Annotated in this window: 17 protein-coding genes; 16 read left to right on the top strand and 1 reads right to left on the bottom strand. The window is 27.4% G+C overall.

Going from position 1 to position 15,956, the window contains the following annotated elements:
* Nucleotides 1–3: 3 nt before the first annotated feature.
* The 16 genes from H0I29_RS11265 (at nt 4) to H0I29_RS11190 (ending at nt 15,399) form a co-directional block, all read left to right on the top strand.
* Complete coding sequence (locus H0I29_RS11265; protein ID WP_218752394.1) at nt 4–690, top strand: hypothetical protein; 687 nt, start codon at nt 4–6, stop codon at nt 688–690.
* A 118-nt stretch (nt 691–808) separates the two neighbouring features.
* A complete protein-coding gene (locus tag H0I29_RS11260) occupies nt 809–1,153 on the top strand; it encodes a helix-turn-helix domain-containing protein (RefSeq protein ID WP_218752392.1) in 345 nt (114 codons plus the stop codon).
* Between the two features lie 96 nt (nt 1,154–1,249).
* Nucleotides 1,250–2,404 (top strand): virulence-associated E family protein, encoded by a 1,155-nt coding sequence (locus H0I29_RS11255; protein WP_218752391.1) that lies wholly within the window; start codon nt 1,250–1,252, stop codon nt 2,402–2,404.
* Nucleotides 2,405–2,456: 52 nt separating this feature from the next.
* A complete protein-coding gene (locus H0I29_RS11250; RefSeq protein ID WP_218752389.1) occupies nt 2,457–3,407 on the top strand; it encodes a toprim domain-containing protein in 951 nt (316 codons plus the stop codon).
* Nucleotides 3,408–3,587: 180 nt separating this feature from the next.
* On the top strand, nt 3,588–3,992 hold the full coding sequence (locus H0I29_RS11245) for a hypothetical protein (RefSeq protein WP_218752387.1): 405 nt from the start codon (nt 3,588–3,590) through the stop codon (nt 3,990–3,992).
* A gap of 256 nt (nt 3,993–4,248) precedes the next feature.
* Complete coding sequence (locus tag H0I29_RS11240; RefSeq protein ID WP_218752385.1) at nt 4,249–4,602, top strand: hypothetical protein; 354 nt, start codon at nt 4,249–4,251, stop codon at nt 4,600–4,602.
* A 25-nt stretch (nt 4,603–4,627) separates the two neighbouring features.
* Entirely contained in the window at nt 4,628–5,212 is a 585-nt protein-coding gene (locus H0I29_RS11235) for a hypothetical protein (RefSeq protein ID WP_218752383.1), read from the top strand.
* A 235-nt stretch (nt 5,213–5,447) separates the two neighbouring features.
* Nucleotides 5,448–5,651 carry a helix-turn-helix domain-containing protein gene (locus H0I29_RS11230; protein WP_218752382.1) on the top strand — a complete coding sequence of 68 codons (204 nt, stop codon included), beginning with the start codon at nt 5,448–5,450 and terminating at the stop codon, nt 5,649–5,651.
* Nucleotides 5,629–7,617: a site-specific DNA-methyltransferase gene (locus tag H0I29_RS11225; RefSeq protein ID WP_218752381.1), complete on the top strand. Its 1,989-nt coding sequence runs from the start codon at nt 5,629–5,631 to the stop codon at nt 7,615–7,617. The genes H0I29_RS11230 and H0I29_RS11225 overlap by 23 nt, the downstream gene beginning before the upstream one ends.
* 1 nt (nt 7,618) lies before the next feature.
* Nucleotides 7,619–10,489, top strand: coding sequence for a type III restriction-modification system endonuclease (locus H0I29_RS11220; RefSeq protein WP_218752380.1), 2,871 nt, complete (start codon nt 7,619–7,621; stop codon nt 10,487–10,489).
* A 192-nt stretch (nt 10,490–10,681) separates the two neighbouring features.
* Nucleotides 10,682–11,206, top strand: a complete 525-nt coding sequence (locus H0I29_RS11215) for a hypothetical protein (RefSeq protein WP_218752379.1) — start codon at nt 10,682–10,684, stop codon at nt 11,204–11,206.
* A 12-nt stretch (nt 11,207–11,218) separates the two neighbouring features.
* The gene (locus H0I29_RS11210) at nt 11,219–11,590 is read left to right on the top strand and encodes a helix-turn-helix transcriptional regulator (protein ID WP_218752378.1); all 372 of its coding nucleotides are present in this window, start codon (nt 11,219–11,221) and stop codon (nt 11,588–11,590) included.
* Entirely contained in the window at nt 11,590–12,018 is a 429-nt protein-coding gene (locus tag H0I29_RS11205) for a hypothetical protein (protein ID WP_218752377.1), read from the top strand. Before H0I29_RS11210 ends, H0I29_RS11205 begins: the two co-directional genes overlap by 1 nt.
* Nucleotides 12,019–12,496: 478 nt before the next feature.
* Nucleotides 12,497–13,021, top strand: coding sequence for a hypothetical protein (locus tag H0I29_RS11200; RefSeq protein WP_218752376.1), 525 nt, complete (start codon nt 12,497–12,499; stop codon nt 13,019–13,021).
* Between the two features lie 36 nt (nt 13,022–13,057).
* Nucleotides 13,058–14,476 carry an MBOAT family protein gene (locus H0I29_RS11195; protein WP_218752375.1) on the top strand — a complete coding sequence of 473 codons (1,419 nt, stop codon included), beginning with the start codon at nt 13,058–13,060 and terminating at the stop codon, nt 14,474–14,476.
* A gap of 101 nt (nt 14,477–14,577) precedes the next feature.
* On the top strand, nt 14,578–15,399 hold the full coding sequence (locus H0I29_RS11190; protein ID WP_218752374.1) for a hypothetical protein: 822 nt from the start codon (nt 14,578–14,580) through the stop codon (nt 15,397–15,399).
* Nucleotides 15,400–15,431: 32 nt separating this feature from the next.
* On the opposite strand, the gene H0I29_RS11185 is transcribed toward H0I29_RS11190, so the two are convergent.
* Nucleotides 15,432–15,893 (bottom strand): Lrp/AsnC family transcriptional regulator, encoded by a 462-nt coding sequence (locus H0I29_RS11185; protein WP_218755234.1) that lies wholly within the window; start codon nt 15,891–15,893, stop codon nt 15,432–15,434.
* Nucleotides 15,894–15,956 lie beyond the last annotated feature (63 nt).

Genomic DNA, 15,956 nt, shown 5'->3' with positions numbered 1-15,956 from the left:
GTTATGGAAAATCAGAGTCTTTTAGAGAGAATATTCATCTACGGTGTTGTAGGAGTTACAATCTTAATATTTGCAACCCTAACTCGCTATGTTTCTATTACTATTGGTAGTGATCACTTTACAGCAAATGTTATATTTTTTGTATTTATTATACTCGGTATTGCTTTATATTCAATGATACAAATAGTATTAATAGCAGTCTTAAATTTATTTTCCAAAAATAAAATTATAAATAAAGAAGCGGGTGAAAATAAAAAGATGGAGAAAATTGCAGATGAAGAGCAAGAATTTTCAAAAATATATGATAAAAAAAACAAAGAAAACCTAGCACTTAAAAAGAAAAAATTAGAAATCGCAATTCAATATACAAAAGAAGAGTTTGCTTCATATGCTACAAGAGAAGATTTAAATAATTTATGTGAAAATATTCAGTTATATTCAGAAAAAGGAAACTTAGAAAATATTAAACCTGTTAAAGTAAATGAATTAAAAGCTTTAGACATCTATCATTTTGGATGGAATATATGGAAACATTTTAATAAGGTTACTAATCAAACTAAACTAGCTGATTTTATTAAAAATGTATTTGAAGACTTATTTCAAGATATAGAAGCTGAAACAATCAAGAAAAACTTAACAAAAGACGAGAAACAAGGCTCTATTAAAATTAAAAGAGAAGGTTTGTTTTAATTACAAAAGAGTATAACAGATTAGCATTAATAATGTTTTTACGATGGCATTTAGATGGCATCATAAAAAGCTAAAAACATCTACTTCATTTGCACCATAACAACAAAAACCAATAGTTATGGACAAAAACAACATTAGTTTTGACAACCTGCCACAAGCGGTAGCACATTTAGTTAATGAGCTTGAAACAATTAAGTCTTTAGTAGAAAAAAACCAAAGACCACAAGTAAAAGAACAACGAATCCCTATTGGGATAGATGAAGCGTGTAAATTGATAGGTAAAGCTAAACCTACAGTTTACACGCTTGTTCGTAAGCGTATTTTACCATCTTATAAAAATGGTAAAAAACTATACTTCTTCAGAGACGAACTTTTAGAATGGATAGAAAATGGTAGAAGAAAGACTTTGCAAGAAATCAATGATGATTCACAAAGTTATTTTGAATACAAAAGAAAAGCGTAAAGGAGCTCCTACTCTTTTACGCTTTATTATTTTTTTTTAAAACAGTATTAACCTATACCGTATTGTAAAGATACGGTTTAAACTCTATTTATAAAAATGGAAGAAGAACTATATGTAAATAAGGATTCTACAAAAGAAACTATTTATGATAAACTACATACTTATATAACTAATAAATACATTCTTGTTTTTAATGAGATTTCACATGAATTTTTAATCAAATTAATAAACAGTAATAAATGGAATGAGTTAAATATTAGCTCTTTAACAATAGAACTTGCTAAAGCTGATTTAGAAGTAAGAATAACAAAGCTAGAAACGTATCTAAACTCTGAATTTGTACCTAAAATAAACCCTTTTAAGGAATACTTTAAAAAGAATGAATCTTGGGATGGAATAGACCATATCAAAAATTTATGTAGCTATCTTAAAACAGATGATGACATTCTTTTTGAATATCATTTTAAAAAATGGCTAGTAAGAAGTGTAGAATGTGCTTTGGAAGGAAAAAAATATAATAAACAATGTTTAGTGTTGGCTCAAAAAGAACAAAATTCTGGTAAGACTACATTTTGTCGTTTTATTTGTCCTAGTCGTTTATCAAAATATATCGCTGAAAATATTGGGTATGATAAGGATGCTTTAATTCAACTCGCTAAAAGTTTTATTATTAACCTAGATGAAATTGATAAAATTGATAGCAAGGCTATTAACGCTTATAAATCCTTTTTTTCAAGAACTAATATAAACATAAGGTTGCCCTATGCTAAAAAGAACTCATCTCTATCAAGAACTTGTTCATTTATAGGCTCTACTAATCAAATTAATTTTTTAAAAGACGAAACAGGAAACGTACGATGGCTTTGTTTTGAATTAATTGAAAAAATTGATTTCAATTATTCTAAAGACATTGACATTAATAAAGTTTGGGCACAAGCTTATCATCTTGCTTACAATGATCAAAGTTACGATAGTGAACTTACACATCATGATGTTGCTGAAAATGAGAAAAGAAATGAAAAATACAAAGCTTTTACTGTAGAAGAGGATTTAATTAATCAACTATTTGAAAAATCTGATAAACGAGAGCATTTTATGACAGCAACCGAAATAACAAATATTATTAAAAAAGACCACAAATACGTCAATCATATAGTGATTGGAAAAGAACTAAATAAAATGGGATTTAGAAGAATCAATAATCAAAATACAGGGTATAAAGGTTATATGATTAAGCTTAGAGAAAAATAATAGTTTTCCTAAATCATCTTACCCATCTTACCTTTTTAATTAAAAAGGTAAGATGGGTAAGATAAAAAGACAAAAAGAAAAAAAGAAAAAAATGAATTGTAAAAAAGTAAAGCAAATTAGTTTAGTTTCCATTTTAGATAAAATTGGAGTAGTAAAAAAGAAAAACACAGAACGTGAAGTATGGTATTTAAGTCCATTTAGTAATGAGAAAACTGCGTCTTTTAAAGTTGATACTACCAGGAACATTTGGTTTGATTTTGGAAGCGGTAAAGGTGGCAATGTTTTAGATTTTATAATGCTATATTATAAATGTAACATAAGAGAAGCTTTAAAAATATTGAGCAATGAAGATTTTATTTTTTCTTTTCACCAGCATACTAACGATTGTTTTGCTGATGAAAAAAAAATAGAAGCAAAAATATTAAGTATTAAGCCAATTAAGCATCCTGCATTAATAAACTATCTACATTTAAGAAGAATAAATATTTCTTTAGCAAAAAAATACTGCAAGGAAATTCATTACTACAATTATCGAAACAAGTCATCCTCTGAAAAAAAATGTGCTATTGAAAAAAAAAAGATGCCATTTTTTTCGATTGGCTTCGCAAATGATTCAGGAGGCTATGAAGTTAGAAATAAATTTTTCAAAGGTTGTTTGAAGATTAAAGCTATGACAACGATAAAAAACAATTCAGACACCTTGAATTTATTCGAGGGATTTTTTGATTTCATATCATATTTAACCTTGTCACCAGAGAAAGAGAATGAAGATTTTTTAATTATAAATTCCACAGCTCTAGTTGGAAAAACAATTAAATTATTATCAAACTATAATAACGTGAAGGTGTTTTTTGACACAGATGATTCAGGAAAAAAAGCAATGGAAATTATAAGAATAAATTACAACAACAACTTTTTAGATTGTTCAAGTTATTATAAAAACCATAACGATTTAAATGACTTTCTAATTTCAATCAATAAAAAAGAGAATCTAAAAAAGTAAAAATTAAACAAAACTTAACAACTTTTCTGAATAGAAGATTCCTGTAAATACCTTGATGGGAATGGCTATGCAAGTAGTGTGCTTTGTACGTACAAAAGTACTTTCACCGCACCGACTTGCCCTAAAATAGGGAAACAATTTCTAGCGAAATTGGAGTTGTTTTTTAATAATAAATTTAAAATGAGTAAAAATAAAAGGATCAGTTTTCGTGTTTCTGCAAATGAGAAAAAAGAGATTAAGAGGCTTGCCGAAGTGTTAGGTTACAAAAGTGTTAGTGATTATTTATATTCAATTTCTTTGAGTGGACTAAGTATAAAAGAGAGTATTTTAATTTTTAACCAAATCAATAAAATGCGTTCGAGGAATGCTATGGTTGAAAATAATATTAATCAAATAGCAAAACATGTAAATATTCATAAGTCGCTTCATAATGATAATAAGAATGAATTTTTAATTCTTTTTCAAGAATTCATTCTTATTAGAGAAAATCAAACCAAGAGTATTAATGTACTTTTAAATTCAATAAGAGATAATAAAAAAGAACTGTACGATATGCTTAATAAAGAAAAGAATAATAGCGATTAAAGATAACTTGAAATATAAATTCCTAAATTTGTAATTATTATAAAACATAAAGTATAGATAAATAAACAAATAAATATTAAAATATAAAGCGTTTAGCTTTTGATTTGGAACTAGGAAATCGCCAATTTTTAAACCCTCCACATTCAAAACTAAGACGCCCACGTTTTGCGTGGGCTGTTCTTATTTGGAGGAAAGGGTGTTTGGCGATACCTCTAGTTCATTAAGATTCAGTCCCACGCTTTTTTTATACCCAATTATGAAACAAAAAGAAATAGTAACCAAAGGAACGTTAAGCACTGTTGCTGTAGAAATGATTAAAGAGTATTTACAAACCCAGACAGTTAATGGTATTACTGGTTTTGTAAAGACTGAAAAAGAAATTTGTGATAAATATAAAGACACTGATTGTTTTAAAGAATGGGATTCACAAAAGCTGTATGCAATTTACACTATAAATTGTTATCACTGTACTGCCCCCCATGATGTAAACATTGGAAGTCGAGAGGCTTTTCACGTCTATCATGGAGCAGACTTTCAATTGTGCCATAAATGCTACGATTCTAGTGGTTTAATCTACATGATTATAAGAGACGGAGTTGTTGTTTCTTAAAAATATTAATCTATAAATATAAACTATGAAAACCATTAGTATTAAAATCACTCTTTTACTTTCTATTATTTTATTGTCATGTGGTTCAAAGCAATTATCTAAAGATGAAGCTAAATCTATAATTAATCAATGTCAAGAGAAGTCGGGAAAAGAAATATTCAAAACGAATAAATACACCTATGGAGTAATTGATATTCCAGATTCAAGCAATGCCAACTTCTCTAATTTTTTAGACAAGCATAAAAAAATGGAAGAACTAGGGTTTGTGAGCATCAATGACACAAAAAAGGATAATCGTCAATTTGGTAAATCAAAAAATGGTATTGTAGAAATAACATTAACACCACAGGGCGAGGAATACCTTGTAGGGAGAGTCGAAAACTTTTTCGGAAAGTTATCTGCTCAATTTAAATCTTGTGAATATAAAATTAAGGAGATTATCGAAATACAAGAGATTTCAGATCGTAACCAAGCCAAAGTAAAAGTGGCTTTTGAACGTTATAATGAAACGCCTTTCTTTAAAGAAAGTAATGAAAAAGGTAATCCCAAGGAAATTATAAAAACGGTACCTTTTAGAAAAACTACCGATGGCTGGAAGCTTTGTGATTAAATCATAAGGAGAAACATATTTTCTTTACATAAATTAAAAACGAGGGTAATTTTTCAATAAAATTACCCTCGTTCAGTTAACGGAAGTAATGAGTACTTACGTTTAAAGTCTTGAGGATTAATACATCTAATACAAAGCAATTTTAAACTCAATAGTTACTTTATAAATACATAACGTAATACAGTGTACTTATCATCCTAAAATCATATATTTATAACCACTAACAAAACTCAAAATGAACAGAATTAAGGTAGTTCTAGAAGAAAAAGGCATCAAGCAAGTTTGGCTTGCAGAACAGTTAGCTAAAAGCTTTAATACTGTAAATGGTTACGTCCAGAATAGAAAACAACCGAGTTTAGAAACTCTTTATAAAATTGCTGAAATATTAGGCGTAAATGTAAAAGAATTATTAGTTGATGATGAAACCAGAACAAAATAGAGAAATGGAAAAAGAGCAATATACAACCCAAAATATAACAGCTTCAAATAAAGATTTAGAAGTTTTACAAAAGCACTTCTCTCATTGTTTTGATAAAAATGGAGATTTTGATTTTGATAAATTTAAAAAGGAATTATCAGAAAATGAAGTAAATTTCTCCAAAGAAAGTTACGCTATGGATTGGTTGGGTAAATCTTATGCACGGCTTTTAGCTAGTGATAATGCAACTACACTTTTAAAAGAAGATGCAATTTTTAACGCAAAAGAAGAAAACAGAAACTCAGATAATTTATTAATAAAAGGTGATAATTTGGAAGTATTAAAACACCTTTCAAATGCTTATTACGAGAAAATAAAAATGATTTACATAGACCCTCCCTACAATACAGGTAGTGATGGTTTTGTATATCAAGATGATAGAAAATTTACGGTAAACGAGTTTAAACATCTTGCAGGAGTTGATGAAGATGCTGCAAAAAAAATATTAAATTTTGTTGATAGTAAAAGTAACTCTCATTCTGCTTGGTTAACTTTTATGTACCCAAGACTGTATATTGCAAAACAGCTTTTAAAAGAGGATGGCGTTATTTTTATTTCTATTGATGACAATGAGGTTTCACAATTAAAATTATTGATGGATGAAATTTTTGGAGAGGAAAATTTTCTAGGCTCATTTATTGTCAAGTCAACACCGAATGCTAGAAATTATGGTCACATTGGAAAAATGCATGAATATGTTCTGATGTATGCTAAGAATTCTGATTTGGCAGTTACTTTTGAGTTGGAAGTTGATAAAAAATTCGAATATAAAGATACACAAGGAGGCTTTAATACTCATCCACTATATAACAGTGATGAATCTTTTCATTATAAAAATCGACCAAACCTATATTACCCTTTTTATATAAATACAAGTACTAAAGATAAGGATGGTTTTATGGAAATTTCCCTTGAAAAAAAGAATGAATACTCTATAGAAGTATATCCTCCTCTTAGTTCAAAAAATAAAATACAATTTGTTTGGAGGTGGGGAAAAGATAAAGCTGCTGAAAATATTAATATTGAAATTATTGGTTATCAAAATCAAGCAGGCGAATACAGAGTGGTAAGAAAAATGAGACATACCACCAAAATTGTAAGGTCAATGTTACTTGACAAAACATTTAGTGGGAGACATGGAACATCAGAAGTTGAAACCTTATTTAAAGCTAAGATTTTTTCATTTCCAAAGCCATTAGAACTTTTAAAAACATTACAAAAAATTTCTGTTAAGGATAATGATTTAATATTAGATTTCTTTGCAGGTTCGGGAACAACAGGAGATGCTGTTATGCAATTAAACGCAGAGGATGATGGAAAAAGAAAATTTATTTTAGCACAATTACCTGAGAAAATTGATAAAAAAACTAATAAGATAGCTTACGATTTTGTAAAGAATGAATTGAAAGTATCTGAACCCACCATTTTTGATATCACAAAAGAAAGATTAATAAGAGCTGCTAAAAAAATAAAAGAAGAAAACAAGGACACAAAAATTGATTTAGGTTTTAAAGTTTTTGAAACAACCCCAATTTGGGAAGATTACAATTTAGAGTCAGATAGCTTTGATGAAAAATTACAATTATTTGATGAATTGCAATTGACAAAAGAAGATATAAAAGCCTTATTAATTACTTGGAAAACAAATGATGGTATTGCACTTACAGATAATTTAGAAACCATAGATTTAGGCAAATACACAGCTTACTATTTTGAAGATAAAATGTATTTAATGGATAAAGGTTTTACAACCGATAACCTTAAAACATTATTAGAGTTAATTGATACTAATAAAAAAATAAACCCAGCTAGTATTATTGCTTTTGGGTATCATTTTGAAAGTAAAAATTTACGAGAAATAAGCGAGAATATTAAATCTTATGCCAATAAGAAAAATATTGATATTGACTTTATAACACGATATTAATATGAAAGGATTTAATTTTGAAAAGAACCTAAAACACCAATCTAAAGCAGTTGAAAGTACCGTTGCTGTATTTGAGAATTTAACCATAAACCAACCTATTGGCACAGAAAAACAATGTGTTAATCCATTTATAGAGTTAAATAAAACATTTAAACAGTATTATGATAACATTGGTAAGCTACAAAGTTTTAATGGTGTTAAAAGTGATATAAAAGCAGGTAGCAACATTGTAGATATTATGATGGAAACAGGTACAGGAAAAACCTATACCTACACCAAAACTATCTTTGAATTAAATAAAAATTTCGATATTTTTAAATTCGTAATTATTGTACCTACACTATCTATTAAAGCAGGTACTATTAACTTTTTAAAGTCGCCAAGTGCAAGACAACATTTTAAAGAACAATATGGTAAAACTCTAAAATTGCATATTGTAGAAAGTAAAAAAGGAAATAAAAGTAAAAAATTTTATATGCCACCTGCTGTAAATAGTTTTGTTAATGCAGGTACTTTCGAGAAAAATCAAATTCAAGTATTAATCATCAATGCAGGTATGATTAATAGTGAAACGATGCAAAAAAGTTTCGATAAAAGTTTGTTTGATAAATACGCTGTTCCGTTTGATGCTTTATCAGCGGTAAAACCTTTTTTAATTGTAGATGAACCCCACAAGTTTGCTACCGTTAATAAAACTTGGCAGAACATTCAAAAAATGACACCTCAATTTATTTTAAGGTATGGTGCAACATTTAAAGATTATGAAAATCTTATTTACAGCCTAACAGCTGTAGATTCTTTTAATCAGAATTTAGTAAAAGGTGTTATTGGGCATATTACAGAATTTGAAAGTGGTAAAAACAGTATTGTAAAATTAATTAGTACAAATGGTACAGAAGTAACTTTTGAACTAAATGAAGGTACTAAAAAGAAGACTTTTAAAATTACTAAAAAAGAAAGTTTAGAGAAAGTACATTCCGCAATGGGTGACTTATTAATTGAAAACTTAAATAAGACTACCGTATTATTGTCTAACGGTTTAACCATAAAAAAAGGAGATAAAATAAACCCATATTCTTACGCTGTTACTTTACAAGATATTATGATTAAAAAGGCCATAAAAAGCCATTTTAAACTAGAAAAAGAATACTTAACAAGAGACGTTAAAATAAAACCGCTTACTCTCTTTTTTATTGATAATATTGAAGAATATAGAAATGAAAAAGGAAGCATAAAAATAGCTGTAGAAAAATATATAAAAGCAGAAGTAGAAGCTTTATTAAAAACAGAGAAAAAAGGGTTTTATAAAACATATTTAGAAAAAACATTGGTTGATATTTCTAAAACACATGGTGGTTATTTCTCTAAAGATAATAGCGAGAAAGATGAAGCTATAGAGAAAGAGATTAATGAAATATTACACGATAAACAAGCAATGCTTGATTTAGAAAACCCAAGAAGATTTATTTTTTCTAAATGGACGCTTCGTGAGGGTTGGGATAATCCAAATGTTTTTCAAATATGTAAACTTCGTAGTAGTGGTAGTGATATTTCTAAACTTCAAGAAGTTGGTAGGGGATTAAGATTACCTGTAAATGAATATAATAACCGAGTAAAAGACGAACAGTTTTATTTGAACTACTTTGTAGATTTTACAGAAAGTGATTTTGTAGATAGGTTAGTTAATGAAATCAATGAAAAATCTGGCGCTTTATCTATTGAAGAGATTCCAGACAAATTGCATGATACTATGATTCAGCAAATTTGTGATAAATACGCTATCACAGAAGATGAATTATTGGAAGATTTAGATGATAATAATATTATAAATAGAAAAAATGAATTTAAAGAAAATGGTTTTGATTATATCAAGAAAAATTATCCTTTAATATTTGAAGGTGTTGGTTCTAATAAAGTAAGAAAAGCAACCGATGAAAAGAAAAAAGTTAGCATAAGAACAGAAAAATATGCACAACTAAAAGACTTGTGGGAAAAGTTAAATGAAAAAGTTGTTTTAGAATATAAGTTTGAGAATGAAACTAAATTCAAATCAATTTTAATTGACTTTCTAAATGAGCAAAAAGATAATTTTTCTATTGAAGGTGTAAAGGGGCGTAAATTAAAAATAAAGATAGAAGATAATAAAGCCATTGCAGTTGATGGAATATCTGTTTTAGACAATAAAATAACACAGGTTTCTACAATGAAATACGATGTGTTTTTATTAGATTTATCTAAAGCGATTAATGTTAATTTAAAAACATTACACCAGAGTTTTATAGCATCTAAAATTAAAATTAATGATTTTTTAAATGCTTCTACAATAAGAATTATCAAGCAAAGTTTCGATAATTATTTAATGTATAAGGCTTTCAGTAAGTTTGAAGTAGACTATAAAACCGTTTCAAGCTCTATTCATCCTACAAAAATCACGAAACCTGATGGTACAGTAAAAACAGAAATAAACGCTTCTGATGTAGGTGTTTTATCTTCTGATGAAGATGTTGCTTCTAATTACCTTTTTAGTGAATTGTTTTATGATTCAGAATTAGAAAAGGAAAATATTAAAACTAAAATTGAGGAAGTTGTAATATTTAGTAAAATACCCAAGAATTCAATAAAAATACCTGTTGCAGGCGGTAAAAGTTATTCTCCCGATTTTGCTTATGTTTTAAATTTTGAAGATGGAAAGAAGAAACTTTACTTTATTGTAGAAACCAAAAATGCACAAGAAGAAAGTTTAAGAGATGAAGAAAAGCAAAAGATAAAACATGCTGAAATGTTTTTTGATGGTGCTGTAAAAATTACTTTTAAAACTCAATTTAGTAATAAGAAAATTATTGATTTGATTAGTGATATTAATGAAGATTAGAATGAGTTATATATTTTTTTAAAAGCGATGAAATAAGAAATAAATGGCAGGAAAAGCAACAAATGTAGAGGGTTAAATGTTATCATATTAAATAAAATAATCATCTTTGTAGTGAATTTTATCAATATAGAAGAAATATTAATATCATAAAATTAACTTAAAAGTGAAATTAATTTGTAAATTAACTTAAAAGTGGATAACTTTGCACAAATAAAACCATTATTCAAATACAAAACAGTTGCGTATTATTCTGTTTGTTTGGGTGATAATGAAAAAACATTATATCAAGAGTTTGTAGAAAAACACACTTTTGAGAATAAAAATAAATTATATCATATTCAAAAATGGTTGAAAATAATAGGTGAAAAATATGGCGCACAAAATCGTTTTTTTAGAAATGAAGCAAAAAATGCAGATACTTCAGCATTACCACCAATAGGTACAGACAGAAAACCTTATTATGTAGAATATGGTAAGAAAAAAGCAAATAATCTTAGATTATATTGTTTACGAGCAAATTCAAATGTCGTTTTTCTTTTCAGTGGCGATATTAAAACAAAACAAAAAGCACAAGATTGTCCAAATGTTAAAAGTCATTTTATATTAGCAAATAATCTCACAAAAGCAATTGATAATGCTTTTCGTGAAAAAGAAATTATTTGGAACGAAAATTGTACTTTAATTAGTTGTAGTGAAGAATTTATACTTTATTATTAAAACAAAACAAAAATGGAATTTCCTAAAGAAAACATACTTGATACTTGGTTAGAAGAAAACCAAAACGCAGAAATTGATAGATTCATAGAACGTAATTTAGAGATTACACAAAAGGTATGTGTTATTTTAAAGCAAAGAGGTATCAAAAAAATTGAATTCGCAAAAATGTTAAATAAAAAGCCTTCTGAAATTACAAAATGGCTTTCTGGCTTACATAATCTAACTTTAAAAAGTATAACCAAAATGGAAGTGGCATTAGGTGTAGATTTAATGAATCCAGAACGTAAATATGTGTATTTAGGAATGGTAGCGGGTGGTTCACAAGATTTGGTTTCTGCTAAAGACGATTACGAACAAAGTTATTATACACAAGAAGCTGTGTAATGTCAGAAAATTCAATAATACCAGAGAAAATAAAGTTATTTCAAATTGATGTTGTCAATACATATATTAATGACGATACAATTAATGAAAATTTAAACCTTGGTTTTAGTGTTGCTCACAATACAAAACATAACTTAAAAGACGAACGTGTTAAAATTGAATTGTTTGTAAACCTAATTTCAAATGAAGATATTGGCGTTAAATTTCATATAGACTTTCATTATGCTGTAGAAGATTTAAAAGAACAATACAATTTAAATGAAAATAATACACCAATGTTTTCAGGTCAATTTATAGCAACATTATTAGGAATAAGTTTTTCTACTGCAAGAGGCTTAATTTTTCAGCAGTTACAAGAGACTAAATTTAAAGGAATGATATTGCCAATAGTTTCACCAATGAAAATGTTAGCATCAAGAAATGATTAAAAGTATATTATAAAGAATAAAAGTGTACCATTAGTCATTTCCATTAGTGTTGTACTCAAAAAAAATAAACAACCTCAGATACTATCTGAGGTTTTTTGTGCATAACATTTATTAAAACAGGGGTATTCATTAGAAATACCACAGTGACAAAGCACTCATATCTGTACCATAAACATACAACACACTGAATATCAGCATCAGTTACATTAGAAGAAGTTAAATAAGTGAAATAAAATTTTGATAAATCAAAATTCACTATTGAACTTACCCCGATGAAAAGAGGGATCTTCTAAAAGAAAAACATATTTTCTTACAATACTAAAACGCAATCATTAATTTGATTGCGTTTTTTTGTTTTAAAATATACAAGTGAGGCTACTTAATCGCTATGATAATTCAAATTCCTTTGTTAAATTTGCAACAACAAAGAGATCCTTCAGGTTTTAAAAACCTGAAGGATCTAAATTATAAAAAACTTTTGAAGCAATACAACAAAACCAACTTCTTTAAACATACTTTTTGTGAATTCAAACAAATAGAAAACTTTGAATTCCCTGAAGACACCAATTATAAAAGTAAATCTGAAAGTATGTATTTTTATACCAAAGAAGGTGTGTATAGAAAATCTAATCATTGGGGACGCGTTGCTAATTGTAGATGGAAGTTAATAGCTAACGAAAATTATAAAAACCAACAAACAGTGATTGGATTTTCAAAATGGAGCGACTTCTACCCTATCAATTCAACAGAAAAAATATTTTTTATTGCTGTAAATTTTGAAGAAAAAACAGCCAATATTCAACCTAAAAAAGAAGAAACCAACAATCTTCTTATTACATTAAATGAAGCGCAACAAAAAATAAAACAGATTTCCATTTTATTTAAAGAAACAAAATGGGCAAACTATTTTGAAGATGATATAGAAACTACCCGTTTTAAAATTATCACAGAATTCATCAACACCAATAAAACATTACAACAAATAAAAAGAGAACAAAAATAATAAAAATGTACTTTTGCAATAAAGGTCTGCTATCTTATGCTATTTAATTCATTAGAGTTTTTACTCTTTTTACCTACTGTTTTTACACTATATTGGTTTGTCTTAAAAAAATTAAAAGTACAAAATTTATTAATATTAGTAGCTAGCTATATTTTTTATGGCTGGTGGGATTGGAGGTTTTTATCGTTAATATTACTAAGTACTCTTGTAGATTATAGTATTGGTCTACAATTAAACAAAACAGAAAACAGCCATAAAAGAAAATATTTATTATGGTTAAGTTTAGGTTTTAACTTAGGCTTATTAGGCTTTTTTAAATACTTTAATTTTTTTATTGAAAATTGGGTCGATGCATGGTCTAGCATTGGTATTACAATGCATAAAAGTTCATTAAACATTATATTACCCGTCGGGATTTCTTTTTATACTTTTCAAACATTAAGTTACTCTATAGATGTATATCGTAATCAATTAAAACCAACAAAAAATTTTATTGCTTTTGCTAGCTTTGTTTCTTTTTTTCCCCAACTAGTTGCAGGACCAATAGAAAGAGCAACTAATTTGTTACCTCAATTCTACAAAAAAAGATCATTTAATTATGATTTAGCAGCTTCTGGAATGAAACTCATTTTGTGGGGACTATTCAAAAAAATAGTAATAGCAGACAACTCTGCAATGTATGCTAATGAAATTTTTGGAGATTATCAACACCAATCTAGTTTAACACTAATACTCGGAGCCATTTATTTTACGTTTCAAATTTATGGGGATTTTTCTGGTTATTCGGATATTGCTATTGGAACCTCTAGACTGTTTGGTTTTAACTTAATGAGAAACTTTAATTACCCTTATTTCTCTAGAGATATTGCTGAGTTTTGGAGGCGTTGGCATATTTCTCTTTCTACTTGGTTTAGAGATTATCTTTATATTCCGTTAGGAGGTTCAAAAGGAAATAAATTTAAACAAATTAGAAACGTATTTATTATTTTTCTAGTTAGTGGTTTCTGGCATGGAGCAAATTGGACTTTTATATTTTGGGGAGGACTAAATGCACTCTTTTTTTTACCTTTATTATTAACCAATAAAAATAGAAAAAATACAGGCATGGTTGCTCAAGAAAAACACTTACCATCTATTAAAGAATTCTTACAAATGCTAACAACATTTATTTTAGTAACATTTGCATGGATATTCTTTAGAGCAGAAACAGTTACTACAGCAATAGATTATATAACTAGAATTTTCTATAATACTGTTCAAACAAATAGTTCAATAGAAAAGTTTAACTTTATAATTTTACTATTTATATTATTAGAATGGTTTTCTAGAAAAACAGAGACTTTAAAAATTAAAAATAAAGTTTTACGTTATGCTTTCTATTTTATAATTGTTCAATCAATCTTATTCTACACAGTCTCTAACAAAGTAGTAGATTTTATATATTTTCAATTTTAATGAAAAAATTTAGAACCAAAATATTCCTAATATCTAGCATAATTATAAGTATTAATCTTATAATTTATATTTTATTGAGTCTTGGAAGTTGGATTACTCCAATGGAAACAAAAAAAGCAAGCTTTTTTAACAACACAATAGAAAAACCTATTTACGTTATTGCTGGTTCTAGCATGGGGAATTCTTTTGACTCCGAGTTAGTTTCAAAAAAATTAAATAGAGAAGTATTTAATACCTCTTTTACTTTATCGCATAAATCTAACTTTATTTTAAATTATATATCAGACAAAGTAAAAAAAGGAGATATTGTTGTTTATGGACCTGAATTTGATAATTATTATGACCAAGACAACTCTATCTCAACAGCACAATTAGCTTCGGTATACAATAATTCTTCTTTTTTTAAATATCAAAATTTTCAACAAAAAATAAAGTTTATATACAATATTCCTAAAATGAATGTTTTACTTTCTTACAGAAAATTAAAATCCTTTTTTAAACCAAACTTATACAACGATTTAAAAAAATACAATTCAAGAGGTGATTATATTCATCACAAAAATGAAAAAAGAACTTGGAATGCTAGTCAAATAAGTAGGTATGAAAAATATAATTACAATCATGTAATAAGCACAGAATTTAAAAAAAATATTTTAAAAGCAAAAAAAGAAATCGAAAAAAAAGGAGCTCATTTATTTATCACATTCCCTCCTATTGCAGAGTCTGAATATGATGATAGGTTTAATACTGATATTATAAATTTTTATAAAAAAACAGGTTTAAAGCTAATTGGAAACCCGAAAACATTTGTAGTTAATGATAGTTTAATATTAAACCACCCTTACCATACAACTTATAACGGAACAAGAAAGAGAAGTCTTATTTTTATACAAAACTTTAAATCAATTTTTGAACTAGATTAATCGATAAAACTTTACAACAAATTAAACGAGAGCTATAAAGGAATTCCGTGGTTATTCTTAATTTCTCCCATCACAAATGTACTATGAGCACTTCCAATACCTTTAACAGACCCCAAACTTTGTAAAACAAAAGATTGATAATGTTTCATATCTTTTACCATCACTTTTAATAAAAAATCAAAATCGCCAGAAGTATTATAGCATTCTGTTACCTCTTTAAGAAACATAATATCTTTTACAAACTGATTTCCTATTTCTTTGGTATGTTCCTTTAACTTCACATTACAGAATACAATTAAAGAAACATCTAACTTCTCACTACATAAAATAGCCGTTGTTTTTTTTATATAACCTTCTTTTTTTAATCGTTTTATGCGATCAAAAACAGGCGTATTTGTAAGATTTACACGCTGAGCAAGTTCTTTTGTAGTAATATCTGCGTCTTTTTGCAATAAACGAAGTAGTTGTAAATCAATTTCATCAACTTGATACATAGAATATTTTTCTTTTTTAAGTTCAACTGCAGTACATAAAAGTATTTTACACTGTCTTTGACT

This window comes from Polaribacter sp. R2A056_3_33, assembly GCF_019278485.1.
Classification (GTDB): domain Bacteria; phylum Bacteroidota; class Bacteroidia; order Flavobacteriales; family Flavobacteriaceae; genus Polaribacter.
The sequence above is the reverse complement of the archived record's forward strand: the minus strand, read 5'-3'. Positions and strand labels throughout refer to the sequence as shown.

Bases quoted from the DNA above. Each gene is read 5' to 3' on its own strand.
- H0I29_RS11265 (WP_218752394.1), top strand. From the start codon at position 4: ATGGAAAATCAGAGTCTTTTAGAGAGAATATTCATCTACGGTGTTGTA.
- H0I29_RS11260 (WP_218752392.1), top strand. From the start codon at position 809: ATGGACAAAAACAACATTAGTTTTGACAACCTGCCACAAGCGGTAGCA.
- H0I29_RS11230 (WP_218752382.1), top strand. From the start codon at position 5,448: ATGAACAGAATTAAGGTAGTTCTAGAAGAAAAAGGCATCAAGCAAGTT.
- H0I29_RS11195 (WP_218752375.1), top strand. From the start codon at position 13,058: ATGCTATTTAATTCATTAGAGTTTTTACTCTTTTTACCTACTGTTTTT.
- H0I29_RS11190 (WP_218752374.1), top strand. From the start codon at position 14,578: ATGGAAACAAAAAAAGCAAGCTTTTTTAACAACACAATAGAAAAACCT.
- H0I29_RS11235 (WP_218752383.1), top strand. From the start codon at position 4,628: ATGAAAACCATTAGTATTAAAATCACTCTTTTACTTTCTATTATTTTA.
- H0I29_RS11210 (WP_218752378.1), top strand. From the start codon at position 11,219: ATGGAATTTCCTAAAGAAAACATACTTGATACTTGGTTAGAAGAAAAC.
- H0I29_RS11240 (WP_218752385.1), top strand. From the start codon at position 4,249: ATGAAACAAAAAGAAATAGTAACCAAAGGAACGTTAAGCACTGTTGCT.
- H0I29_RS11255 (WP_218752391.1), top strand. From the start codon at position 1,250: ATGGAAGAAGAACTATATGTAAATAAGGATTCTACAAAAGAAACTATT.
- H0I29_RS11245 (WP_218752387.1), top strand. From the start codon at position 3,588: ATGAGTAAAAATAAAAGGATCAGTTTTCGTGTTTCTGCAAATGAGAAA.
- H0I29_RS11185 (WP_218755234.1), bottom strand. From the start codon at position 15,893: ATGTATCAAGTTGATGAAATTGATTTACAACTACTTCGTTTATTGCAA.
- H0I29_RS11225 (WP_218752381.1), top strand. From the start codon at position 5,629: ATGATGAAACCAGAACAAAATAGAGAAATGGAAAAAGAGCAATATACA.
- H0I29_RS11250 (WP_218752389.1), top strand. From the start codon at position 2,457: ATGGGTAAGATAAAAAGACAAAAAGAAAAAAAGAAAAAAATGAATTGT.
- H0I29_RS11220 (WP_218752380.1), top strand. From the start codon at position 7,619: ATGAAAGGATTTAATTTTGAAAAGAACCTAAAACACCAATCTAAAGCA.
- H0I29_RS11205 (WP_218752377.1), top strand. From the start codon at position 11,590: ATGTCAGAAAATTCAATAATACCAGAGAAAATAAAGTTATTTCAAATT.